The sequence below is a fragment of the Chryseobacterium sp. C2(2020) genome (assembly GCF_014218915.1).
GTDB lineage: Bacteria > Bacteroidota > Bacteroidia > Flavobacteriales > Weeksellaceae > Chryseobacterium > Chryseobacterium mucoviscidosis.
On the sequence record NZ_JACLCT010000011.1, the window covers coordinates 13,583 to 37,288 of the forward strand.

At 40.8% G+C, this 23,706-nt stretch carries 29 protein-coding genes; 15 read left to right on the forward strand and 14 right to left on the reverse strand.

Features of this window, described 5'->3' with window-relative positions; translation table 11 throughout:
* Positions 1-7: 7 nt before the first annotated feature.
* The 10 genes from traN to H6W52_RS08345 are packed head-to-tail and all read right to left on the reverse strand — an operon-like array spanning position 8 to position 8,456.
* On the reverse strand, positions 8-901 hold the full coding sequence (gene traN / locus H6W52_RS08300; RefSeq protein ID WP_002996001.1) for a conjugative transposon protein TraN: 894 nt from the start codon (positions 899-901) through the stop codon (positions 8-10).
* Positions 902-924: 23 nt separating this feature from the next.
* The gene (gene traM / locus H6W52_RS08305) at positions 925-2,265 is read right to left on the reverse strand and encodes a conjugative transposon protein TraM (protein WP_002996003.1); all 1,341 of its coding nucleotides are present in this window, start codon (positions 2,263-2,265) and stop codon (positions 925-927) included.
* Positions 2,252-2,536: a hypothetical protein gene (locus tag H6W52_RS08310; protein ID WP_002996005.1), complete on the reverse strand. Its 285-nt coding sequence runs from the start codon at positions 2,534-2,536 to the stop codon at positions 2,252-2,254. The genes traM and H6W52_RS08310 overlap by 14 nt, the downstream gene beginning before the upstream one ends.
* 17 nt (positions 2,537-2,553) lie before the next feature.
* Positions 2,554-2,988: a hypothetical protein gene (locus H6W52_RS08315; RefSeq protein ID WP_002996007.1), complete on the reverse strand. Its 435-nt coding sequence runs from the start codon at positions 2,986-2,988 to the stop codon at positions 2,554-2,556.
* 11 nt (positions 2,989-2,999) lie between these two features.
* Positions 3,000-3,623, reverse strand: coding sequence for a conjugative transposon protein TraK (traK, locus tag H6W52_RS08320; RefSeq protein ID WP_002996009.1), 624 nt, complete (start codon positions 3,621-3,623; stop codon positions 3,000-3,002).
* Between the two features lie 25 nt (positions 3,624-3,648).
* Positions 3,649-4,644: a conjugative transposon protein TraJ gene (gene traJ / locus H6W52_RS08325; protein WP_002996010.1), complete on the reverse strand. Its 996-nt coding sequence runs from the start codon at positions 4,642-4,644 to the stop codon at positions 3,649-3,651.
* A 2-nt stretch (positions 4,645-4,646) separates the two neighbouring features.
* Complete coding sequence (locus H6W52_RS08330; protein ID WP_002996013.1) at positions 4,647-5,279, reverse strand: DUF4141 domain-containing protein; 633 nt, start codon at positions 5,277-5,279, stop codon at positions 4,647-4,649.
* Between the two features lie 27 nt (positions 5,280-5,306).
* Positions 5,307-7,811, reverse strand: a complete 2,505-nt coding sequence (locus tag H6W52_RS08335) for a TraG family conjugative transposon ATPase (protein ID WP_024567749.1) — start codon at positions 7,809-7,811, stop codon at positions 5,307-5,309.
* Positions 7,808-8,140, reverse strand: coding sequence for a DUF4133 domain-containing protein (locus tag H6W52_RS08340; RefSeq protein ID WP_002996016.1), 333 nt, complete (start codon positions 8,138-8,140; stop codon positions 7,808-7,810). Before H6W52_RS08340 ends, H6W52_RS08335 begins: the two co-directional genes overlap by 4 nt.
* Before the next feature lie 10 nt (positions 8,141-8,150).
* Positions 8,151-8,456 carry a DUF4134 domain-containing protein gene (locus H6W52_RS08345; protein WP_002979435.1) on the reverse strand — a complete coding sequence of 102 codons (306 nt, stop codon included), beginning with the start codon at positions 8,454-8,456 and terminating at the stop codon, positions 8,151-8,153.
* Positions 8,457-8,572: 116 nt separating this feature from the next.
* Between H6W52_RS08345 and H6W52_RS08350 the strand changes: the two genes are divergently transcribed.
* Genes H6W52_RS08350 through H6W52_RS08370 form a run of 5 tightly spaced genes read left to right on the forward strand, consistent with a single transcriptional unit; the run spans position 8,573 to position 12,698 of the window.
* A complete protein-coding gene (locus tag H6W52_RS08350; protein ID WP_227533391.1) occupies positions 8,573-8,929 on the forward strand; it encodes a helix-turn-helix domain-containing protein in 357 nt (118 codons plus the stop codon).
* Between the two features lie 37 nt (positions 8,930-8,966).
* The gene (locus H6W52_RS08355) at positions 8,967-9,833 is read left to right on the forward strand and encodes a hypothetical protein (protein WP_198001572.1); all 867 of its coding nucleotides are present in this window, start codon (positions 8,967-8,969) and stop codon (positions 9,831-9,833) included.
* On the forward strand, positions 9,830-10,120 hold the full coding sequence (locus tag H6W52_RS08360) for a hypothetical protein (protein WP_002996022.1): 291 nt from the start codon (positions 9,830-9,832) through the stop codon (positions 10,118-10,120). The genes H6W52_RS08355 and H6W52_RS08360 overlap by 4 nt, the downstream gene beginning before the upstream one ends.
* Entirely contained in the window at positions 10,110-11,885 is a 1,776-nt protein-coding gene (locus tag H6W52_RS08365) for a DUF2326 domain-containing protein (protein ID WP_002996024.1), read from the forward strand. Before H6W52_RS08360 ends, H6W52_RS08365 begins: the two co-directional genes overlap by 11 nt.
* Complete coding sequence (locus H6W52_RS08370) at positions 11,886-12,698, forward strand: hypothetical protein (protein WP_002996025.1); 813 nt, start codon at positions 11,886-11,888, stop codon at positions 12,696-12,698.
* Positions 12,699-12,714: 16 nt separating this feature from the next.
* On the opposite strand, the gene H6W52_RS08375 is transcribed toward H6W52_RS08370, so the two are convergent.
* Genes H6W52_RS08375 through H6W52_RS08385 form a run of 3 tightly spaced genes read right to left on the reverse strand, consistent with a single transcriptional unit; the run spans position 12,715 to position 14,568 of the window.
* On the reverse strand, positions 12,715-13,350 hold the full coding sequence (locus H6W52_RS08375; RefSeq protein WP_002996027.1) for a hypothetical protein: 636 nt from the start codon (positions 13,348-13,350) through the stop codon (positions 12,715-12,717).
* 11 nt (positions 13,351-13,361) lie between these two features.
* Positions 13,362-13,796, reverse strand: coding sequence for a DUF3408 domain-containing protein (locus H6W52_RS08380; protein WP_002996029.1), 435 nt, complete (start codon positions 13,794-13,796; stop codon positions 13,362-13,364).
* A gap of 4 nt (positions 13,797-13,800) precedes the next feature.
* Positions 13,801-14,568, reverse strand: coding sequence for a ParA family protein (locus H6W52_RS08385; protein ID WP_024567747.1), 768 nt, complete (start codon positions 14,566-14,568; stop codon positions 13,801-13,803).
* 721 nt (positions 14,569-15,289) lie between these two features.
* Here H6W52_RS08385 and mobA point away from each other — a divergent pair.
* Together mobA and mobB are read left to right on the forward strand one after the other, a co-directional pair.
* Positions 15,290-15,736 (forward strand): conjugal transfer protein MobA, encoded by a 447-nt coding sequence (gene mobA / locus H6W52_RS08390; protein WP_002996037.1) that lies wholly within the window; start codon positions 15,290-15,292, stop codon positions 15,734-15,736.
* Complete coding sequence (gene mobB / locus H6W52_RS08395; protein ID WP_024567746.1) at positions 15,733-17,019, forward strand: conjugal transfer protein MobB; 1,287 nt, start codon at positions 15,733-15,735, stop codon at positions 17,017-17,019. The genes mobA and mobB overlap by 4 nt, the downstream gene beginning before the upstream one ends.
* 18 nt (positions 17,020-17,037) lie before the next feature.
* Here the strand turns inward: mobB and H6W52_RS08400 are convergent, their stop codons facing one another.
* Positions 17,038-17,595, reverse strand: coding sequence for a hypothetical protein (locus tag H6W52_RS08400; protein WP_024567745.1), 558 nt, complete (start codon positions 17,593-17,595; stop codon positions 17,038-17,040).
* A 213-nt stretch (positions 17,596-17,808) separates the two neighbouring features.
* On the opposite strand from H6W52_RS08400, the gene mobC reads away from it, so the two are divergent.
* From mobC to H6W52_RS08440, 8 genes are all read left to right on the forward strand, one after another.
* Positions 17,809-19,809 (forward strand): conjugal transfer protein MobC, encoded by a 2,001-nt coding sequence (gene mobC / locus H6W52_RS08405; protein WP_024567744.1) that lies wholly within the window; start codon positions 17,809-17,811, stop codon positions 19,807-19,809.
* A gap of 159 nt (positions 19,810-19,968) precedes the next feature.
* Positions 19,969-20,169 (forward strand): hypothetical protein, encoded by a 201-nt coding sequence (locus H6W52_RS08410; protein WP_024567743.1) that lies wholly within the window; start codon positions 19,969-19,971, stop codon positions 20,167-20,169.
* A gap of 79 nt (positions 20,170-20,248) precedes the next feature.
* Positions 20,249-20,497, forward strand: a complete 249-nt coding sequence (locus tag H6W52_RS08415; RefSeq protein ID WP_133147453.1) for a hypothetical protein — start codon at positions 20,249-20,251, stop codon at positions 20,495-20,497.
* A gap of 27 nt (positions 20,498-20,524) precedes the next feature.
* The gene (locus tag H6W52_RS08420) at positions 20,525-21,403 is read left to right on the forward strand and encodes a helix-turn-helix domain-containing protein (protein WP_024567742.1); all 879 of its coding nucleotides are present in this window, start codon (positions 20,525-20,527) and stop codon (positions 21,401-21,403) included.
* Positions 21,404-21,495: 92 nt separating this feature from the next.
* Positions 21,496-21,921, forward strand: coding sequence for a hypothetical protein (locus H6W52_RS08425; protein ID WP_228375991.1), 426 nt, complete (start codon positions 21,496-21,498; stop codon positions 21,919-21,921).
* 86 nt (positions 21,922-22,007) lie between these two features.
* On the forward strand, positions 22,008-22,271 hold the full coding sequence (locus H6W52_RS08430; RefSeq protein ID WP_024567740.1) for a hypothetical protein: 264 nt from the start codon (positions 22,008-22,010) through the stop codon (positions 22,269-22,271).
* A 124-nt stretch (positions 22,272-22,395) separates the two neighbouring features.
* On the forward strand, positions 22,396-23,079 hold the full coding sequence (locus H6W52_RS08435) for a HupE/UreJ family protein (RefSeq protein WP_024567739.1): 684 nt from the start codon (positions 22,396-22,398) through the stop codon (positions 23,077-23,079).
* An 11-nt stretch (positions 23,080-23,090) separates the two neighbouring features.
* Positions 23,091-23,699 (forward strand): hypothetical protein, encoded by a 609-nt coding sequence (locus tag H6W52_RS08440; protein WP_024567738.1) that lies wholly within the window; start codon positions 23,091-23,093, stop codon positions 23,697-23,699.
* Positions 23,700-23,706: the final 7 nt, after the last annotated feature.

Sequence of the window (23,706 nt, forward strand, 5' to 3'; positions counted from 1 at the left end):
TGGGTTATTAAAATTTCAGGTGCATATCGTCAATCAAACGAGCCTTGATTAAATCCGAATTTTCCACCTGCAATGTTTGATGCCTGCCGCCGTTCTTCTCGAAAATCTCAATCAGAAGTATCTTATCATCGGCAATGGTAAATTGGTCTAAGAGGAATACATTTTGCTCGGTAGATTTTCCTTTTATGCCGTCCAATGGTTTGTAAGTCCTAAGCGGTGTCAAAGGAATTTCCTGCACTACGGTACGTTTGGCAACCTTTTTATCCACCACTTTGAAATTGATAAAATCAATCTCAAACGGAACATTGGTTTTGTTACGCAGTTCGGTATGGAAATAGTATTTGCCGTTGTGTATGTAAATGCCTTTGAGGATAAACTGAATGCCGAAACTCTTAGCCCCGATATGCTTTACAATGCGCTTGTCTTTCTTGTAAATGGTTTCCAGTAACAAGCCTGCCAGTGAGGGCGAATTGTTGCCCAATTCTTCAAAAAGCACATCGTTTCCGTTGGTTCTATCTACTGATTTTTGCATTGTTAGCAGGTCATAGCTTGTTGCTTCAGGGTAGGAACTGTAATACACACTGAAACTGTAAAAACGTCCATCATTGGTAATTACTGAAAAATTCGTTTCCGGTTCAAAGTTCCTTACCGATGCTTTTACTCGTAGTACGTTTTCCGCATCTTCGGCTTTACCTGCAATCAGGTATTCGCTTCCCAAATCCACGTAACGAATGGCAGTCGGGAAAATCAAGTGCGAAGTTTTATCGTAGGTTACTTCCATTTTGTATGGTTCTATCTTGCCCAATGCAAGCGGAGTTCTGATGCTGTCCTGCGCAAAAGAATTTACGGCTAAGCCGATAGTCAGAGCAAATGCCCAAAGTGTTTTAAAAAGATTTTTCATTATAAAATTATTTTAGTTTAACATTATTGTTTTGATACAAGGAAGACCTGATGCCCTGCTTTGAGCGTAACCTTTGGTGTACGTACTTTCTTTGCGAAATAGCCCGAAATTCCTTGTACAATGCCTCTGCTTAAATCGGCAGCAACCTGTTGTCCGGCATTCTGCGTAAGCATCACGCTCGTTCCTCCTGTCTGGCTCATATTGCCCGCCATTTCGGTAAGTGCGTTCATTTCGGGCGAATACGGAACGTACAAGCCTTGCTGCCCGTCCAAATCGTAAATGGTAATATCTACGGGAATGATATTACCCTCCAGTTCTACCGAAGTAACCTTTAGCTGTAAACGACCGCCCTGAAACTTGGCATTCGCCGTTACGATAGTTCCTTTGGGAATGGTACGATTAGGCGTTTTGGCAGGCTCTAATAAACGAAGCCTTACGCCCGTTTCCCCAACAACGGTTTGTGCATCGTGTACGCAGGCTTTGATGCTGTTTTTCGGCTGTACCACCTGTTCAGTAGAACCTGCGGTATAGAAGCCCCTGTTTTTGGTCTGGTTTAAATCGTTCAAAAATTCGCTGTCTGTTGGCTCACGATACAAGGCTGATACGGTGTTTTTCCTTGTGGGCGTAAATGATACAAAATGCTCTTTTTGGCTGGCAGTCGAAGCTCCCGAAGCTGTACCGTTTGTGGGTGTGGCTTCTCCATTGCTGCTATTACCTTGCGGAAGATATTTTGCAGCCATTTGATAGGATTTCTCCATCAGGGCAAGCTGGTCATCTACTGTTGTTGCTTTAGGTACATCTTTATCAGCCAGTTTTTCTTTTAGCTCATCCAATTGCCTGCGGAGTTCCATTGTTTCTGCATTGTCGTTATTATAGAATGAGCCTAACGTGCTTTGTGTATTTCGGTAGCTGTTCAAGGCAGGATTGCCATAACGTCCCGAATTTCTGCCACTGCCATAGCCGTTGCTTTCTTCCTCTTCTACAAAATCTTCTTCGCTCTTGGCGTTGGCAGATGAGCTGTCCTCATTCCAATAATCGGATAGCGTGGTAAGGGCATTGCGTTTCTCCTGGTCTTTTTGTTCCAGCATTTCCTGCTCATACGCTTTGCCTTTGCTGTCGGGCATTCCTGCCCCGGTAGCTTGTGGAACAGCATCGTTCAGCCCGATGTTTTCGACCTCTTTTTTATCCTTTGACGGTTTAAAGATGAGGTACATACAGCCTAAGAAGACAATCGCCATCAAACCGAATATCAAGGGCTTTTTAAGGCGGTCTTTGCTGTTCTTTTTATCATCCAGCAGATTGGATGCTTTACTTTGGTCGCCTTCCTCAACGAGAATGCTGACCCTTTTTTCATTTTCTTTCATAAAACTGATTTTTTAAAATTGTTGATACACTATCCTGCAACCTTGCAGGATTTTTACTTTTGAGGACAGGGTTCTCGATATGCCTGATGTTGATGGTATCATTCGGCTTGCCCGTATCGTACACTACTTTGCCAATAACCCCTGCCGTAAGCAAGAGATAACCCACAAAAAAGTACAACGTGTATTGATGCTGCTTGCGCACTGGCAAAGCCCGCCAACGCTCATCGAGCTTATCAAAAAACCTGTCCATAGTTGCTCTTAATTTTTTCATACTTTAATGATTTTCGGTTATCGCATTTTAAACCGCCTTTTCGGGGAAGACAACTGTTCTTTAGGTTTGTCAGACACTTGGGCAATGGCTTCTTTCCTTGTCGGAACCGAGCTTGTAGAGAGGTCTGTCAGTTTGGATTGTTTCAATAATTGCCCGTATTGGTCTATCCTTTCAATATTCATCTTCTGTACATCAAAAAGACCGTCTTCATACTTTACCCACATATTGCATTCAACCTTTGGCTTATCATCGCCATTCCATTGCAGGTAAGTTGTCAGCATCATAATGTTGGGCAACATCGGTTTATCCATCCCATTTTTACAAGCCTCTAAAAACCTGCTGATGCTGTCTTTGATTTTGTCGGCATAAGCTGCCTCCGTTTGGAAATAACCGTCATACCCTTTATCGGTCAGCGTTTTTGCGAATGCGTCTAAATCAAGTAACTGTTTCATATCCTTAATTTTTAGCGTTCGATAACTTCGATGTCTTTGTTTTCTACTACCGCAAACTTTTCGATGTTAAATCCCTGCGGGTTGTTATCCGAACGAACGGAGTTGACGAGATAGCAGGAAGTAATCAGGTTACGGCGTGTTACGTTGCTCGAACGGATGATGAACTGTTTGGCATAGGTGCGCACTGCATAGGGGTAATTGTCGAAATTGCACACCACACTATCTACCTCAATTCGTTGCTGAACATTACCCGAAATGATACGGCTGTAATAGCCCTTTTCAGACAGGTCTTTGTAATAGTCGAAAGCTGATTTATCGGCAAGGTTGAACGCCCTGCTCATATTGCTTTCAATAGCGTTCTTATCGGGTGCAAGCGTGAAGAACAATTCGTGAAATCTCCTGACGTGTTCCCTTGCTTCCACAGGTCGGTTAATACTGGCATCCTGCGACAAGGCAAGCATCAGTGATTTGCCATTATCCAGCACATAGATTTTTTGCCTTTGTTCATTTGCAAAGCTGTACGATTTCCACACGGCAAATCCTACTACGCCTATGCAGAGAACGGCAAACACGATGGCATATAAACGTATCTGCCGAAAGCTGTTTTCTATATTTCTTAGCGTTTTAAATTCCATTTTTAAGAATGATTATTGTTTTACATTATTTTTTAAGTAACTGACCGCCGATGTTTCCAACCGTTGAACCAGCTCCGGCTCCGGCAAGGTTTCCTGCTTTCATTGCTGTTGAGTTTACATTGCGGGTAAAGTTTCCTGCGCCTCCAGCTTGGATTACCCAGCCTGTTACTGTCGGGATAGTGAAGTACCCGATGATGCCGATAATCATAAAGATGATGTACACCGTATTGGAGGTGTCGGGTATATAGGTCGGGTCTGAAAGCATTGCTATATCCTTTTCCAGTATCAGCGATTGTATCCTTGCCAGCATCGAACTGAACAAATCGGAAACAGGCAACCACAGGTAAACGCTCACATACCTCGTGAGCCACTGCGTGAGCGTGGACTGAAAGCCGTCCCATACGGAAATTGCAAAGGCAATCGGTCCGAGTATGGAGAGGACTATCAGGAAAAATGTTCTTATGGTATCAATAACCAAAGCCGCCGCCTGAAAGAGTATCTCCAGTAGATTGCGAAACCAATCCTTTATGGCTTTTTCTATTTGATAAGCACCCCTGTCCATATACATACCCGCCATCGTGCCGATGTCGGAGGGCGACCAGCCCAATTCATCCAGCTTCTTGTCAAACTCTTCGTCCGATACCATATAGGCGGTTTCGGGATTTCTGACCATTGCTTCATATTCCAGTTGGTCTTTCTGCTGTTGCAGCTTGTTCAGGTCAAGCACCTGGTCTTCGAGTATGGAATGTGTTCCCGTTACAACGGGGCTTAGCACTGCATTGATAGTTCCCAATACAATGGTTGGGAAAAACATAATGCAAAGCCCCAAAGCAAACGGGCGTAACAATGGGAACATATCAATAGGTTCGGCACGGCTTAAAGCCTGCCAAACCTTTAATGCCACATAGAATAATGCACCCAATCCCGCAAGACCTTTAGCCACTGCCGCCATATCGCCTGCAAGCGGCATCATATCGTCATAAAGCGAACGCAGGAGTTCGTGAAGATTATCCCATTCCATTGTTACCAGTATTTTTGGTTAGCAGTTCCGTATAGGTCAAGCACCCTTTTGGCATCGTTTTTCTTTTTCGCTCTCAGGTAGCTTACAGAAATATTTTTGTTGGTGTAATAGCGTACAAGACTGTGGTAGTCTTTTACTTCTTTGTACACACGGTCGATGATGTCCATACGCTCTTTGTCGTTCAGCGAAAGGCTGGATGAGGTTACGATTTGCTTCAGTTCTTTCAGCAGTTCGGTACTTTCATTGAGCAATGCGGAGTAGCCGTTACCGATAGCGGTCAGCTCTTGCGGCGAGAAATTGGGGTCGTTCATCATCTTGCCGAAATTCTGCACGTACATTTCCGAAACATCGCCTACCAGCAAAACCGTTTGCTGCACCTTACGGGCATCTTTCACAAGGTTGTTGACGGCTTTCAGCTTGTCGTAATATTCCTTGCCCTGTTCGTACACTTTCTTCACTTCGTTGAAGTTCTTAACCACATTGCTTACGGTGGAAGAAGTCTGTACGATTTCATTCGCACTGTTGAGAATGCCCGATGCAAGGTTTGCGGGGTCGGTTACTACCCATTGGGCTTTTGCGGACGGTGCAACGGCAAGCATTAGTGCCGTACACACCATAAAAAGGATTTTTTTCATTTTCTTGAAATTTTAAATTGTTAATGACTATTGATTTGAATTGTCACGCCGTTGCATAGCGATATGCTTAATGGCGAGTTCCACGTTTCCGTCCAGTTCAGCAGCGAGCTGCATTACTTCCATTTTTTCGGTTTCTTCGGTGGTATAGGCGAGGTATTCCTCCAAACTAACTTCGGTGGCATAGACTGCCGAGTGCGTACCACCTAAACCAATCCAGACTTCTTTGTAAAGCCTTGATGGGTCGTTGTTCATATTGATAGAAAGTACCTGCCCTTTCTCCTTATCGGTAAGCCCCAGCATTGCCTGTATATCGTCAAACTTATTCATATACTTGCGCTGGTCTAAGAGGATTTTACAATCGGAGTTGTTGATGATACTTTCTTTCACAATGGGCGACTGGATAATATCATCGACCTCTTGCGTTACGACAATCGCTTCTCCGAAGAATTTGCGAACGGTCTTAAAGAGGTACTTGATGTATTCCGCCATTCCCTCTTTGGCAATCGCTTTCCAAGCCTCTTCAATCAGGATGAGCTTACGGATACCTTTCAGTCGGCGCATCTTGTTGATGAACACCTCCATAATGATAATCGTGACTATGGGAAAGAGGATTTTGTGGTCTTTGATGGCATCAATTTCAAACACGATAAAGCGTTTGGAAAGCAGGTCTAACTGCTTGTTTGAGTTCAGCAGGTAATCGTATTCGCCGCCTTTGTAATAAGGCTCTAATACGTTGAGGAAATTGGCAATGTCAAAGTCTTTTTCCCTTACCTGCTTTTGCTCCAATACCTTGCGGTAATCGCCTTTTACATACTCGTAGAAGCCGTTAAATGATGGGTACACGTTTTCCGTTTTGATACGCTCGATATAACCGCTAACGGCATTGGATAATGCCACTTCTTCCGAACGGGTCGGCGGTTCATCGTCCCTTTTCCAAAGCGTTAGTATCAAAGTTTTGATACTTTCACGCTTTTCAATATCGAACACGCCGTCATCGGTATAAAAAGGGTTAAAGGCAATGGGATTGTCTTCGGTATAGGTAAAATAAACCCCGTCTTCGCCTTTGGTTTTCCCCTTAATCAATTCGCACAAACCCTGATAGGAATTACCCGTATCTACCAACAGTACGTGTGCGCCCTGCTCGAAATACTGCCTTACCATATGGTTTGTGAAGAACGATTTACCCGAACCTGACGGACCAAGAATGAATTTGTTCCGGTTCGTGATAATGCCACGCTTCATTGGCAAATCTGATATATCCAAATGGATAGGCTTGCCTGTAAGCCTGTCCGCCATTTTTACCCCGAATGGGGACGGCGAATTGTGGTAATTGGTTTCTTCGGTAAAGAAGCATAAGGCTGGCTCTATGAACGTGTAAAAACTTTCCTCTGCCGGAAAGTCGCCGGCATTGCCCGGCATTCCAGCCCAATACAACGTGGCAACATCCGTAGTGTTGTGGCGTGGCTTACACTCCATCAGTGCTAACGCACTACCGCAATCATTCTTTAGCTGTTTGAGTTCGGCAGGGTCTTCCGACCACGCCATAATATTAAAATGCGCACGAACAGAGGAAAGCCCGAACGAATGTGCTTCGTTCAGGTACTTTTCTATCCACTCTTTGTTGATTTGGTTGGCACGGCTGTACCGAGCCAATGAGTGCATATTCCTTGCTGATTTTTCAAACTTTTGCAGGTTCGCTTCGCTGTTATCCAAAAACAAATACTGGTTGTAGATATGGTTGCAGCTCAACAACAACCCCACAGGTGCAGCGAACGACAAACGGCAGTCGCTACGGTCGGTAGATAGCTTTTCAAAACGTGTATCTGCCGATACCGTTCCGGGCAAATCGTCCGTATCGGACAGGGTGTGCAAAGACAACCTTTTGTTTCCGATACGGACTTCTTCAGCACCGAGTGCGATGTCCTGCATCGGCGTTCCTGCTTCCCTCGAAAGGGTAAAATACTGTTCCAGCAATCCTTGCTTTTCATTTGTACCGATGATGTCTTCTTCGCTCAATCGTTGCAGGCTCACAAAACCGCTATCGTTCACAATACGCTCAAACTGTGCTACGGCTTCCATAAAGCGATGTATCGCTTCCTTATCCCTGATTTCCTTTGGTATGAGTGTGCCTTTGCAAAGCGAACTGAAGTTGCTTTGCATACGCATACGCTCTTTGGTGGTTTTTGTCAGGAACAGGTAGCAATAGTGGTTCAGGAATGGTCGCTCGTTGAAATGGCGTTGATAAGATTTCGATAAAAAACTCTGATCTTCCTGTGCCAAATCGGGGGCGTAGCTTTCTTTGATGTACCAATCCTGTTTGTGAATGACCGTAAAATCGGGTAAGGTCTTAATCGCCTTGTGCCAAGCGGAGTGAATGGCTTCATATTCCGCAGAAGCTACCGTGAACAGTTCCGGTAAACGCACTTCAAAACAGGCGGTAATGTCCGCATCTTTGGAAAGTATGCAGTTGTTCTCTACTGCCAGCAATGGAAATTTGCTTTCCAAAGTGGAGGTCTTTGCTACATTTCTCATACGGCTTTTGGTTTAGAAGTGAATTTTAAATACCTGTGTACAGGCTTGCGGCAGATGATGTATCGAGGATGCCGTTTTCTTGCACCCACTTTCATCAGCCCGTGTTCGCCGTACTTTTGGTTCAGTGAAAAGGTCTGCCATACGATGAGCGAAGCACCCCCTGCTCCGATGAACAGGCAGATGTAAGAGTTTACGCCTGCCATATACAGTATCATCACGAGAATAAGCGTACCGAGCAGTCCGCCTGCGAAAATGAACAGGTATTGCGCTTTCAATCCTTTGAACTCTACTGTACGCCCAATGCCTTTGTTAATATTGTAACTATTCATAAGCAAAGGATTACAGGAAGAATGAACGCAGGATGGTAGCGGCAACAATCAGGAAGATACACGCACCAAACCAGCTTGCCGCAGTCTTGCTCGTGTCAGGGTCGCCGGAGCTGAATTTGTTATACACCTTAACGCCTCCGATGAGCCCAACCACCGCACCGATGGCGTAGATTAATTGGGTGGCGGGGTCGAAATAGCTTGTTACCATTTGAGTAGCTTCGTTGATACCTGCCGAACCGTTTCCCTGTGCGAACGCACCAATTCCTGACAGCATCGCCACGGCTGCCAGCAAAACTTTTTTTCTCTGTTTTTCCATAATTGAAACACATTTATTTGTTACATTTTATCCCGCACCTTGCGAGCTTTCGGGACAAATGTCTTGTGGAAAAAGAGGCGTTATAAGAAAGTGGCAGTCAAAGGAAGTGTTTGGCTGTGAGTGGCTTTGTTGGTGGGAATTTTCAGAACGAGAGTGGAAATTTTCAAATGCTTTTTATACAATTTACAGTTGGTTCAATGCAACTTTTAAATTACATTTGTACATTCGTAATAAAGTCAATTTTAATCCTTTTTGAGATGAAAATATCAGGCAGACATATTGGAGAAATGCTGAAGGAAGCCAGAGAACAAAGACAGCTAACTCAAGAACAATTAGCCCAAAAAGTGGGTAAGAAAAGGAGTTACATTTCTAAGGTTGAAACTGATTATGGCAATAATATCAAACTTCAAACCCTTAAAGAGATAGTAGAAAAGGGATTTGACGGTACAGTTAAAATTAATTTGGAACTCTGATTTGTATATGGATAAATTATTGAAGAACGCTTTTAAAATGCAAATTCAATCCAAAGAAGGATTTGAGTTCGAAGAATTTATTGATGAACTGTTTCTTTTGAAATATGGCGTTGATAACTATACGCCCATTAGAAGGAATAAGGATAAAGGCAATGACGGTACTATTTTACCCGAACAAAAAATATTGGCTTGTTACGCACCAAGAAAATATAGCAAAACTGATTTTGAAACGAAAGTTTTAGGGGCAACAAACAAAGAAGGAGATTTCGAAAAATACCAGAAAAACTGGAAAGACAAATTTCCAAATTGGGAAATGTACGTAAACCACGAAGTATCACCGGAACAATTTACGCTAATTCAGAGTTTGGACGGCGATACTTCGATTAAGGGTATAGACCAAATTCTTTCTATTGTTGATGAACTTGTATCAAGTAAAAAAAGAAAACTTGCAGCTTATTTGGGGATTGAGAACTTTTTTATACAGGACTATATTCAGGAAATTATTAATGACTTATTGAATGCTTCAAGCGAAGAAGATAAGGCTCTGCATTTCGACAGGAAATCATTAGTCCCTCCCCAAAAGAAAATCGAACTCAACTTTGAGCAGGAAGATTGGGATGGAATGAACTCGGAAATGGTACTGGTTATGGCAGAATTTAACACGATTACCAATATACTTTCGGGATATAACGATGATGAGATTAATACCCTGAAAAGAAGAGTTATAAATGATTACAATAAACTTTCAGGAAATTTCAAGGATAGATTATATAATCTAACCGACCAATATACAACAGCATATGGAAACATTAAAGATGATGAATATGTGAAGTGTGTAAAATCTATATTGCTTTATATGTTTGAGCAGTGTTTAATAGGCAGAAAAACAGAAAATGAACTATGATATTACCGCAGCCAGAAAGCAATCTTAAAACCAATCTTATGGTATTGGGAGCAGATATTATTAGTATTATGGGCAATTCCCCTTTTAAAAACAAATATACCATCGTGGATGATATAATGAATAAGTTTTTAAACAGGGATAAAGATAGAACACCCGACCTTTTTCTGTATGCTTTAACCTTTTTGCATACAATTGGCAGTATTGAGAAAAAAGGATATAAAATTAAATTGGTAAAGAAAGAAAGCCAAGAAGAAAATCAAACAAGTTTATTCGACAATGTTAATTAGAATATATTCAGAAACCAACCTTATAGATGCTGTTCCATTTCACAATGGAATAAACATCATATTGGGCAAATACTCTGGGGATAAAGAAGCACGAGGGATTAATGGTATTGGCAAATCTACGTTGGTCAGGCTTGTTGATTTTACCTTACTAAGCGGTAAAGCAGAAAAAAGATTTGCTCAAAAAAAGTATGACTTTTTACGTGAGGATGAACACACGATTACTTTAGAAATTGAAGTACAGGAACAAAAATATTTTCTCAAGAGGGGCTTTGCCGATACAAAAAAAATATTTTTCGGGAAGCGACCGGATGCTCTCGATGAATATGAAAAATCTGAAATGCCGAAATTGCTGGAAGGGATATTTTTTCCGACAGAGAACAACGAAGTATTCTTTGAGGGAAAAAGATATGGAACGTTGATGGAATTTTTTGTTAAGGATGACTTGCAAAGTCAGCAGAGAGTTGACCCTTTAAATTTTGTTTCTTATAACGCCAATGCAAGAGAAAAGGCGTTGTATAATTTTTATTTGCTTAATCTCCCGACTAAAACACTTTTAAAATATAACGAAGTTTCTTCTGAATATGAAAGATACAATAATACAGTAAAATCATTATCAGAAAAGGTTAAGGCAGATACAGGGAAAGATATTCAGGAGTTTAGAACCGAGCGGCTAAAAATCGAAAAAGATATTGTAGCACTTGAGAATAGCCTGAAAGAGTACAACTTTCTTGCTAATCACAAAGAGATAGAGCAAAAGCTAAATCAGGTTATATCTGAAATTAACGAGCAATCTGTCATCTATCATAATACAAACCGTAAATTAGAAAAACTCAAATCCTCTTACAATGATGTAACATCTATCGACCTGGACAAAATTCGTAAGCTCTACAATGAAACCGTATCTACATTTGGCAACTTTGTAAAAAAGAGTTTAGATGAAGTTATAGACTTTAAAAAACAACTTCTGGCGAATAGAAATAAATATTTATTGGAAGAAGAAAAGAAATTACAATCATCAATAGACCAAAGTTTAACACAGCTTGAAAAATTAGAAAAGAACAGGAGCCAATTATTTTCATTGCTAAAAGAGAGAGGTGCATTGGACAGGATTGAGAGTACCTACGAAAGATTAGTGAATGAAAAAACACTTTTAGAACGGAACACCTCAATTGTAAGGGAAATTGACGAAATAGAGGAAATATTAGGAAATTCCAATATTGTCATTGCAGAATTAAAGAGAGATATTGTTAGTGAACTAAATAAGCAACAAACCTATCTTGATGAGTTGAGATTATTATTTCAGCAAATTCTTGAAAATGCTATCTATTTGGATGAAGAATTTGATAATTCTTATTTTAATATCACATTAAACTCTACTTCGCCAAGAAATCAGTTGCCATTTAAAATAAGTCTGGAAATTCCAAAAGCAGATGCTTTGGGACAGGAACGTTTGAAAATTGTAGCGTATGATTTAATGGTATTCTTAAAAAGCAGGATTGATAAACGCAATATCCCTGATTTTCTTGTACACGATGGTGTATTTCACGCCATATCATACAAAACAATATCCAATGTCCTGAACTATATGTACCACAAATCGAACGAGCTGCATAACTTTCAATATATACTTACTTTCAATGAAGATGAAATTGATTTAAACGGCGATGAAAATAAGTTTGGAAAGTTTGATTTTGATTGGTCAAAACAAGTGATTGCTGAATATTCAGATACCGAACAGGAAACAATTTTTAAACGATTTTTTTAGATGGCGAACTATCAACTACCTCCTTTAAAAGATGAAAGGTTATTTGAGGAACTTACTTGTGATTTATTCAATTTTGTAGAGAATACTTCGTCATATGAGAATACAGACTTTCAGACGTTTGGTGTAAAAGGACAAAATCAGAAAGGAATTGATGTCTTTTCTACTAAAACCAAAACGGTTATTCAATGCAAATTGAAGAGCATTGGAAGAAAGGATGAAACTATCAGGAAAAATCTAATTCAGGATATAAACACCGATTTAGAAAAATCGAGGGACTTAGCTATTGATTTCGACAAATTTGTTTTTGTTTCTACCTTCCGTGACGATGTGCAAATACAGGAATACCTCAATCAAATCAGAAAAGAAAAGGAACTTCCATTTCATTTATATTATTGGGGATGGGACACCGTTACAAAGCATATTGAACAATCAGAGGCTTTGCTACATAAGTATTTTCCAAAGTTTGTAAAAAAATCCAAGCCTGTAAAAGCAAAAATTGAATTACCTGACGGAGCATTGGGGAAAGAGCTTTCTAAGAAGAACTATATTGATTATTTAAAAAAAAGATATGGCGATTGGAAACAAATTGAACTAAGTAAAAAGGGAGAAAAATTCAACTGGGCTGCTTTTACTATTTCATTATCTAAAAGATATAAAGCATCAGGAATTAATTATATTGATGTTCGGCATTTTGATGATTTAGCATCCTATCTAAAAAGCCGGATTGATTGCACAATTATGGGAAAAGTGAACAAGTCTAAAGGAATAAAAAACTATTCTGCGTTTGAAGAGTTCTCGGAAAACGGAATTTAAAAAGACAAAGGGAAGTCTATAAGAACTCCCCAATGTCAAAATTCCCCAAATCATTTTTCCGCAAGGTGGAAGAACCGGGTTCTGTTTCAGTTGAAAGGCTACTATCCAAAAGCTCGGCTATCTTTCGGGAAGCATCCGCCACAGAATTTTCCAATAGGCTGAATAGTTCGGTTCCCTGTAATTTCTGAACTATGGCTACCGCTGTTTCCTTTTGGGCTGTTTCCAATTTTTCTTTTTGGAGCAATACCCCCACGGAGCTTAGTTCTTCGAAGGTAACCCCTTGGGCAAAACCGTCATCGCCATTGGGTATTCCGTACCTGTTCCAGTCTTCTTCCTCATCTTCCAAATCAGGTATATTGCTGAAAACTTCGTCCAGTTCTTCCTGCGGAATTTGAATGCTGACGTTTTCGTTTTCGTCATATTCAATGTCTAAATTATCAAGGTTTATCTCCACTTCCTCTATTTGGCTTTCATTGGCAGTGTTTGGCACTGAATGGCTTAATTTCGGTTTAGGCTGCCCCATAATATCGGGAAGGTGCGGATTGATTTTTCCCTTTGTCGGCTTTTGCTCCGACCTTTTCTTAATGACAATCTTGTCCTGCAAAAGCAAGGCAATGACTATCAGCAGGCATATTACAATTACAATCTCCATAGCTCCAATTATTAAATGGGTTTATACTTATCGTTATAGCTCTTGGTAATCTGTTCGCCAAATTCCTGAAAGTGATAATCCAACAGGTTATCCAAATAAGCGTAAATACTAATCTTGTCTTCACCAATTACTTGTATAATACGTGTCAGCTTTTCGTGAAACTCTGGTCGGATATAGACCGTTTTCCCATCACGGGCATTGGTTTCCGACTTTTTGAAAAAGATACTTTCGTAATCGGCTTCGGTTGCCTTTTTGGTCCTGCTCTTCTCTTTAACCGCAGGCTTTTCCCTTGTCGGTTCTTCCCGCACACTTACTTTCTGCTCCGGTTCATCGGCGGTTTCTGGCGGAAGCTGTAAGCCCTCTTTTTTTACACCATCTACCATCAGGTTCATCATCAGCTCCTCGTTAATATCGGGCGTTACTTTTTTCTTATTGTCTTTCTCCATAGGACTATAATTGAATGATTTTTAAAAATTCGCTCATAAACTCGTCCAACTGGCAGGCTTTCATCAGCCGCTCATCGGGCGGCATCAGGGTTGAGCGAAATATGGTTTTGCTGTTTACTTCGCTTTCCTTGCGGAAGCGTGTGCTGTTTTTGATTTGGCTTTGCATCAGGCTTAACCCTAACTGTTCGATAAGCTGATTATATATACCGTATAGCGGGGTACTTTCCCTTCCATCCACTTGGTTCCAAAACAGGTTAATGGTTTTTATATCGGTTTCTCCTTTCTTCATAATCACGTCCTGCAAAAGCTGTGTGAAAATGAGCGTACTTTCCATTACCACACGGTCTGCCGTAATGGGCGTAAAAATGTGGTGCATTCCTGCCAGTGCTTTCAGGATGCCGGGTGTGTTCACCGTTCCGGGCAGGTCAAAGAATACCACATCAAGTGGCACTGAAGAGCTGCTTACAAATTCGTGGGCTTCTTCCAGTACGCTGTTTGCCTTGTGCTGTATTATTGGATAGGCTTTTTTGTTGATAGTGGTAAATTGTTTGTACGCCAGCTTTTTCAAAGCCTCGTTTTCCATTATCATTTTCAAATCACGGTCTTTCATTTTCATCAGGCTGTGCTGTGGAAAATCCGCATCGAATACGGCAACATTGTAGCCTAACCGGTAGTGCATTGTACTTGCAACAAGCGTAGTAAAGGTGCTTTTACCTACACCGCCTTTTTGGGATGAAAAGGCGATAAATACTGGTTTTTGTTTTTCGTTCATATTACAACTGTTTTTACTTATTTATATACTCAATTACTTATGTCCGTATCTCCGCAGGCTTCTACCTATATCATCCTGTACATAGGCATATAGGTATGTAATTACTTAGGCAGGTATGCGCTCCATTAGCGATGTACCTGAATACTTCTTTAGGATTGTATGCAGATATGCAGGTTTGCATCTGCATATCTGCCGATATGCGTACCTGCATTTTTACTTGCTCAACTATCTGTTCAGGTATGTCGGCAGGTATTTTTCTATCTCCGTACAATTGCACTTAGCTACTTTTTTAATCAGGTACTTATGTTGTTACCTGCATACTTATCTGCGCCCTTATCTCTGTTTCTATGTACAAAGAAATGCAGATAGATAGGTGCTTATTTCATTGTGGCAGTGTTTGGCGTTCAAAGGCAGTATTTGTCCGGGTATCGCATTGCAATACTCTTAATAAGAGGTAGTTACTTTGTAGAATGATTTTTATTAACGGATTTATGCAAGCATATTTTGACAAATCGGAAAAAATGGGGAACGGCATCGAGCCGTTTTTCCCTGTTACATTCAATCCGTCCCGCAGGGCGGATTTTTGTGTTCAACAGAACACGGCAAGTTGTGTTCTCAGCATCTCAAAAGTATTTTCCGATGCAGAACAACTTGCCCTTGCAGGGGGCTGGAAAACACCTTCCGAAGTCAGGGTTTTGTATAGGTTAAAAATGGATTTATTATGAACGAGAACAACAAAAGACAAGTGAGAAAACCCATTGGTCGTCCACTTAAAACAGACCCAGCGATATTCAGGTATTCGCTTTCTCTTAACGAAGAGGAAAACGCCAAGTTTCTTGCCCTGTTTGACCAGTCGAATATGGATGTAAAGGCACACTTTATCAAATCCCGCATCTTTGACAAGACGATAAAGACCATTCAGATTGACAAAGGAACGGTTGATTTTTATATGCGGCTGACCTCTTTTCACAGCCAGTTCCGCAACGTTGGCGTGAATTACAACCAGATTATTAAGCTGCTTTACAAGAATTTTTCACAGAAAAAAGCATCGGCTTACCTCTTTAAGCTGGAAAAACAGACGGCTGAAATGGCGATGTTATGTAGAAAAATCATTGAACTGACCGAAGAATTTGAAGCAAAATACCTCAAAAACCATTCTAAAAAGTGATAGCAAAAATCGGTAGGAGCGGAAATTTATATGGTGCATTGGCATACAATAACCTGAAAATTGAAAAAGAAAACGGACAAATTCTGTTTGCCAATAAGATGATTGAAACCGCAAGCGGTCAATATACGGTTGCGCAATTAGCCCAATCTTTCGCTCCTTATCTGATAGCCAACCGCAATACCGAGAAACATACGCTGCATATTTCGCTCAATCCCGACCCGAAAGACATCGTAAATGATGATAAATTTCGGGAAATGGCACAGCAGTATATGCGGGAAATGGGTTACGGCGAGCAGCCTTTTATTGTATTCAAGCATACTGATATTGACCGCAGCCACATTCACATCGTATCGGTATGTGTGGACGAGCAGGGCAAAAAGATTTCGGACAAATTTGAGAAAATGCGGTCGATGAATGTATGCCGGGAACTGGAAAAACAATATCATTTAATACCGGCTACGGACAAAGAACGTAACCAGACTGATAAGGTTTTCCGTCCGGTAGATTATCGGGCGGGCGATGTAAAAAGCCAAATAGCTTCGGTCGTTCGCCACCTGCCGAACTACTACCAATACCAAACTTTGGGCGAATACAATGCCCTGCTTTCCCTGTTCAATATTACCACCGAGAAAATAGAGGGCGAATTACAAGGAAAAATGCAGCAGGGCTTATTATATATTCCGTTGAATGAAAAAGGCGAAAGAGCCGGGCATCCGTTCAAGGCTTCCTTGTTTGGCAAGAGCGCAGGGCTTCCGGCTTTGGAATTGCATTTTGCGAAATGCAAAACGGCATTGAAAGACAATCCTACCAAGCAGACCCTAAAATCTGCCGTTACCATAGCCCTGAAAACCACAAGCGATGAACAGGCATTTAAAAAGCAGTTAGGAGAACAGGGCATTAACATAGTAGTGCGCCGGAATGATACAGGACGTATTTACGGTATCACTTTTATTGACCACAATTCCAAAACGGTTTGGAACGGTTCACGTTTAGCAACAGAGCTTTCTGCCAATACCTTTAATGATTACTGGAATAACAACATTAAGCCGGAGATAAAAGAGCCTGATAAGCTAATACCGAAAATAGCAAGGACAAATGATGCAGATCTTCCTGCGGAAGAACCCCACCATTTGTTTGATTTTGTTACTACCGATAAAAATGAAGACGGGTTGGTTGAAGCGTTGGGCGGTTTGCTCATTCCCGAAGCACAGGGCGAGGATTACGAGGAACAGGATTTTGCCAATAGAATGAAAAAGAAAAGGAAGCGCAAACGAGGTCAGTAACAGGTTTTTCTTTGCCTATTATGTAGAAACTTTCAGCCCCAACGCATAGCTCCAATGCAAAATCTTAGGTGCAGTAGGTGTTTTGAATTGATAAATACCGTAGATGTATAATGCGGAAAGTACAAACGCTCCCCAGCTTAGCCCGATACACCATATACTATCTCGTTCTGTCACGCTGAACATACCAGCTACTATTGATTTTATAATGAATGCAGGAACAATGCAGCATAATAAAACACAGATAGCCCACGGTAATATCCATAGCCTCTGGTTCTTTCTCCGTAATCCTATAATAGTTCCTTTCAAAAAATAAACGATGCAGAAGATGAGGTAGGCAAATAATAGGGAGAATGCCCAAATCTTAAAGTTATCAGTTTCTTTGCCCCACAATTTTTGCGACAGCAAAAACCCGGCGTAAAAGAACACGCCGAAAATAGCCGCTATTTTTAAGCCGAAAAGAAAAAACTTTATTATCCCAGACATTAATCCGGTGGCAGCTTGGCTTTCACCTCTTTTCCGAATTTCATATTCTTCTTCAGTTTCTCCGGGATAAGCATCAGGATTATTCCAATTCATAGCATTCCTCTTTTAAATCTTGCTTGTTCCAACAGACGAGAATAGCAAAATGGTTTTCACGAGTATAAATTTAAAAAAAATCATTGGATTACCTGAACGGTATTGAAGGCTTTATAGCCTCTTAATGCCAAACACTGCCATTCACTGCCACATTCTTATAGCCACACAACACAGCTTCTAAATTCACGCCCGAACATTTAAAATTTTACAAAAATGCAGGGAGAAGACGATTTAAGAGGACTTGCCAAGATAATGGCTTTTATGCGGGCAGTAAGCATCATCATAGTGCTGATGCACCTTTATTGGTTCTGCTACGGTTTCTTTATAGAGCGTGGCTGGACATTGGAGTTAATCAATAAAATATTAGGCAACTTTCAGCGAACGGCAGGGCTGTTTTCGCATACCTTATATACCAAAGTCTTCGCTTTGGTTTTGTTGGCTTTGAGCTGTTTGGGAACAAAGGGCGTTAAAGATGAGAAGATAACCTGGTCTAAAATCTATGTGGCTTTAGCAATCGGTATTATCCTGTTCTTTCTGAATTTCCCTTTACTAAAGCTACCGTTATTAATCGCTACATTTCTGTATATCTTAACCACAGGTTTAGGGTATATCGCCTTAATGGTCGCTGGCGTTTGGATGAGCCGTTTGCTTCGCAACAACCTGATGGACGATGTTTTCAACAACGAGAACGAGAGCTTTCAGCAGGAAACCAAGTTGATGGAAAACGAATACTCTGTCAATCTTCCCACGAAGTTTTATTACAAAGGAAAATGGAACAACGGCTGGATTAACATCGTCAATCCATTCAGGGCATCAATTGTGTTAGGCACTCCGGGTTCGGGTAAATCGTATGCGATTGTAAATAACTACATCAAGCAGCAGATAGAGAAAGGTTTCAGTATGTACATATACGATTTCAAGTTTGACGACCTTTCTACCATTGCCTACAATCATTTACTGAAGCACAGGGACAAGTACAAAGTACAGCCAAAATTTTACGTGATAAATTTTGACGACCCACGCAAGAGCCATCGTTGCAATCCACTCAATCCCGATTTTATGACCGACATATCCGATGCTTACGAAGCGGCTTATACCATAATGCTAAACCTCAACCGAAGCTGGATACAGAAGCAGGGCGATTTCTTCGTAGAAAGCCCAATTATCTTATTGGCTGCCATTATTTGGTATCTGAAAATCTACGAGAATGGTAAGTATTGTACGTTCCCACACGCCATTGAATTGCTGAATAAAAAGTATTCGGACGTGTTCACGATTTTAACCTCTTACCCCGATTTGGAAAATTATTTGTCGCCCTTTATGGATGCGTGGCAAGGCGGCGCACAAGACCAGTTACAGGGACAAATTGCATCGGCAAAAATTCCTTTATCAAGAATGATTTCGCCGAGCCTTTATTGGGTGATGACAGGCGATGATTTCACGCTCGACATCAACAATCCGAAAGAGCCGAAAATTTTATGTGTAGGCAATAACCCCGACCGTCAAAATATCTACTCCGCAGCATTGGGCTTATACAATTCAAGAATTGTAAAGCTCATCAACAAAAAAGGACAGCTTAAAAGTTCGGTTATCATAGACGAATTGCCCACCATTTATTTTCGGGGACTGGACAATCTTATCGCAACGGCGAGAAGTAATAAGGTAGCGGTTTGCTTGGGCTTTCAGGATTTTTCGCAATTGACGAGGGATTACGGCGATAAAGAAAGCAAGGTAATACAGAATACCGTAGGCAATATTTTTAGTGGTCAGGTGGTTGGAGAAACGGCAAAGAGCCTATCAGAACGCTTTGGTAAAGTGTTGCAGAAACGCCAAAGTATGACGATTAACCGCAACGATAAATCTACCTCTATCTCCACACAGTTAGACAGCCTTATTCCCGCTTCCAAAATCTCAACTTTAACGCAAGGGATGTTTGTCGGTTCTGTATCAGATAACTTTGATGAACGTATCGAGCAAAAGATTTTTCACGCCGAAATTGTGGTAGATAATGAAAAGGTAGCAGCAGAAAGCAAAGCCTATCAAAAGATACCGCAAATCTTATCTTTTGTAAATGAGCAGGGCGAGGATAAAATGAAGCAGGAAATTGAAAGCAATTACAAACAGATAAAATCTGATATACTGAATATTGTAGTCAGCGAAATGGAGCGTATCAAGAACGACCCGAACTTACAGCATTTGGTGCAGGAACAATAGCCGAATAGTGAAAGTTCTTTAAATGTTTTGGCAACAATCGCAAGAAATGCAAACTACTTCCCTCGTTTTGTAAAGTGTATGCAATGTAAACATTCAATCTTTGCCTTAGTAAATTATTAGAAGTGCGGGGACAGCACTATAATCACTGTCGAAAATAATATGAAAGGTAAAATTGTAATGTTAAGTGCGGCTTCTGTTCTTACACTTGGAGCGGCATTGCACGTAGGACACCAACCACCTGCTGACGGTATTTGCCCTTTGGGAAAAATCATTCACGGCAAACAATCGAGAGTTGCCGAAAGCAACAAAAAGGCGATTGAGTTTAATGCCGCAACTGAAAAACTTGTTGTTAAAAAATGATGAACGCAGTTACAGCAAAGAGTAACAATATAAGGTTGCTCTTTGCTTTTTTTAATTTAATCAGCTTACATATAAAATTATGTTTCACTTACATTTAGCAGGTCTTTTGACCTTTGAATTATTGACGTTGATTGCAGCCGTTTTTTTGAGGATTTACATAGACAGGCATTCGCTTGGAAAATGGTATCGCCATTTCAGTAAAGTCGTTCTTGTGATGCTTCACCTCATCCTTGTTGCAACCATTGTTCACGGCATTATTCATCATTTTCATTCAGGGCATCATACACCGCCACACCACAACGGAATGGAGCAGCACTCAAACCATTAGCCTGTATTTTGATTACCTTTGTAAGCGATGTTTGATATTTCAACGGAACATAAAAAGAAAATCAATGCAGTTATCAACTTCATTCAGCAAAACCCGCAAGAGGAGCTTTCGTTAGCACAACTTGCGGGCATCGCTAATTATTCGCCTTTTCATTTCCAAAAAATATTTAAGCAGGTAACTGGCGAAAGCCCGAAACAGTTTATCATAAAGGTAAGAATGATAAATGTTGCCCATTATTTGCTCACACATACGCACAAATCCATTACCGAAATTGCACTGGATAACGGTTTTGCTTCATCTTCTACATTTGCAAGGAGCTTTAGGAATTTCTTTGGTATTTCGGCAGAGGAATTGCGGAACATTCCGTCAAAAGACCACACGACTATTACAAAGTACCTGAAGCATATAAAAATCAATGGGAACTTTTTCGTAAATGATAATAACGGCAGGGAAAAGGATTTGAGCATTGAAATAAAAAAAGCCCAATCGCTTAAAGTCATTTTTGTAAATGCACCTTTAACAGACATCGGAGAAATTCATAAGAGTTTCAAAAGAGTTATTCAGTTTGCAGAGGCAAGGGATTTACTGACTGTGAACACGCAATTTGTCGGCATTGTCAATCCACACGCAGGCATATATCAGGCAGGAATAACGTTACAGGCACATCAGGAGATACCCAAAGGCATTGATATACTAAACATTGACGGCGGAAAGTTTGCCGTATGTGGCATTACAGGCGATACAAAACAAATATTCCATACTTTTCACAGCTTATACGAATGGCTGCATCAAAGCCCTTACAGGATTAAACAACCTTTTGCATTTGAGATTTTACCGCAAAGCCCGCTGACAAATCCTTACGAAAATATGGAGAGAGCAATCCATATTCCTGTTGAGCCTGTGTAAAAGGCTTTTTAAATTTAAGCATCTGCCATTGTAATATTTTATTGGGGGCTAAATTCATTTTTTTGCACCGAATTATTACCAAATGAACTTATTTGTATATCTTTGCCATAATGTTGCGTAAATATATTGCCATATTGTTTTTAATTGCTGCCCAATTAGTTATTTTGGGGCACGGCATTGTATCGCACCACCACCACGCAGATATTGCCAATGACGGGCATCAGAATGGCAACAATCATCATAACAATAGTAAAGAAACACCTTTAGAGCTTGCCTTTTCGGGTTTTATACACGCTGGCGAACACGTATCTTTTACTAATTCAAGCGAAACCAGAATTGTTATTTCAAAGGATGATGTAAAATCAATCAAGGCTTTACCGATTGATTTCATTCCGCCTGTTGAATATATAGTTGTCTATCAGAAACACACGTTTCCACCTGATGGACACTTTATTTATTTACCACCGCTCCTCGGAGCATACACCCTTCGGGGACCTCCCTCTTTCATCGTTGCTTAACTTTCATTCTCTGAAAGTTAAAATTTGAGTTACGCCCAATCCTACGGGCGAATTATTTCTTTTTTAATATCAAATTTATTTTAACGATGAAAAAATCATTCATTATAGCGGCATTTGCTGCACTTGCGTTTACAGCTTGCAATAACAGCGAAAAATCTTCTTCGGATAATTCAAATTCAGAACAGGAACTAACAGCTCCGGCAGTCAATCAGGACAGCATTGACAAGGCTCACGGTCATTCCCACGACCCTGCGGGTAATCATACACCTGCTGACAGCACAGATAAATCTGCTGCGCAGCCTAAAGTTAATCAGGACAGCATAGACAAAGCTCACGGACACAAGCATTAATCCTTTTGGGGATTACGCTTAATCCGTGTGCATAATTGATTTCACAAACTGTACATCGTGAGATGTGTGTATTCACCTATGCACATCCTCGATGCTATGCTTTCAATTAACAAAAAATCCGGAAATGAAGTATATCAAAATTTTTCTATCAATAGCCCTACTGATATTGGTTTCAGGGGCGGCGTATGCTCACGGAGTAGATGAGGATACCCAGACATTTTTAAGCGGCAATTCGGGAGTAGCTTTCGTTCCTTTTCTGTATATCGGGGCAAAGCATATGCTCACCGGGTATGACCACCTGCTCTTTCTTGTAGGCGTTATCTTTTTTCTGTATCGCCCAAAAGAAGTACTGCTTTATGTGAGTTTTTTTACCATTGGTCACAGTATTACCCTATTGCTGGGTGTATTGGCAGATATGGCAATCAATGCCTATCTGATTGATGCCATTATTGCATTGTCTATCGTGTATAAAGGCTTCGATAATTTAGGAGGCTTTCAAAGGTTTTTAGGACGTCAGCCCAATACCAAAGCGGCAGTCTTAATCTTTGGACTTTTTCACGGGTTTGGTTTAGCCAGTAAGTTACAGGAATTGAGCTTTGACCGAACCGGCTTATTGACCAACCTGCTTGGCTTCAATATCGGTGTAGAGATAGGTCAGTTCATAGCCTTAGCCCTTGTATTGTTTATCATCACTAATTGGAGAAGGTCACCGAGTTTTCTAAAATTCTCAACAGTTACAAATATGTTGCTGATGGCAGCAGGCTTTTTATTATTCGGCTATCAGTTAGTCGGTTATTTTAACTCTTAACAAATATCAAAATGGCAGAAATAGCACATCAAATCTTAGATAAGAAATCCATTGTAAAGCAGGTCATTATTGCTTTGGTTATTGGAGCGGTACTCTTGGTAAGTGCCGTACTCCCGGCTGAATACGGGATAGACCCTTTGGGTATTGGCAAGGCAACAGGCTTTAGCAAGCTGTATGTTGGTGATGCAGGTACGGAAGCGTTGGCTTCGGGACCGCACAAGATACTAAAACTGGAAAATGTTGGCTCTCCGGCAGATGTTGCCAAACCAGCGGCGGCAGATAACCCGCCACCAGCCACTCAACTGGCAGAACGTACAGACGAGGTAAGCGTGGTTATTCCGGCAGGCGAAGGATTGGAATACAAAGTAAATATGTTGAAATACGGTCAGATGAAATATGAATGGATTACCGATAAAGGTGAGCTATACTTTGACTTTCACGGCGAAGTAAAGAACAACAGCAACTACTTTGAAAGCTATACTATTGCCTATTCCAATAATATGGTCGGCTCTTTAGTCGCTCCGTTTGAAGGTCCGCAGGGCTGGTATTTCAAAAACAATTCCAATGAGAACATTACTGTTAAAATCAAAATGAAAGGACAGTATCTTCTTAAACAATAAATATTCT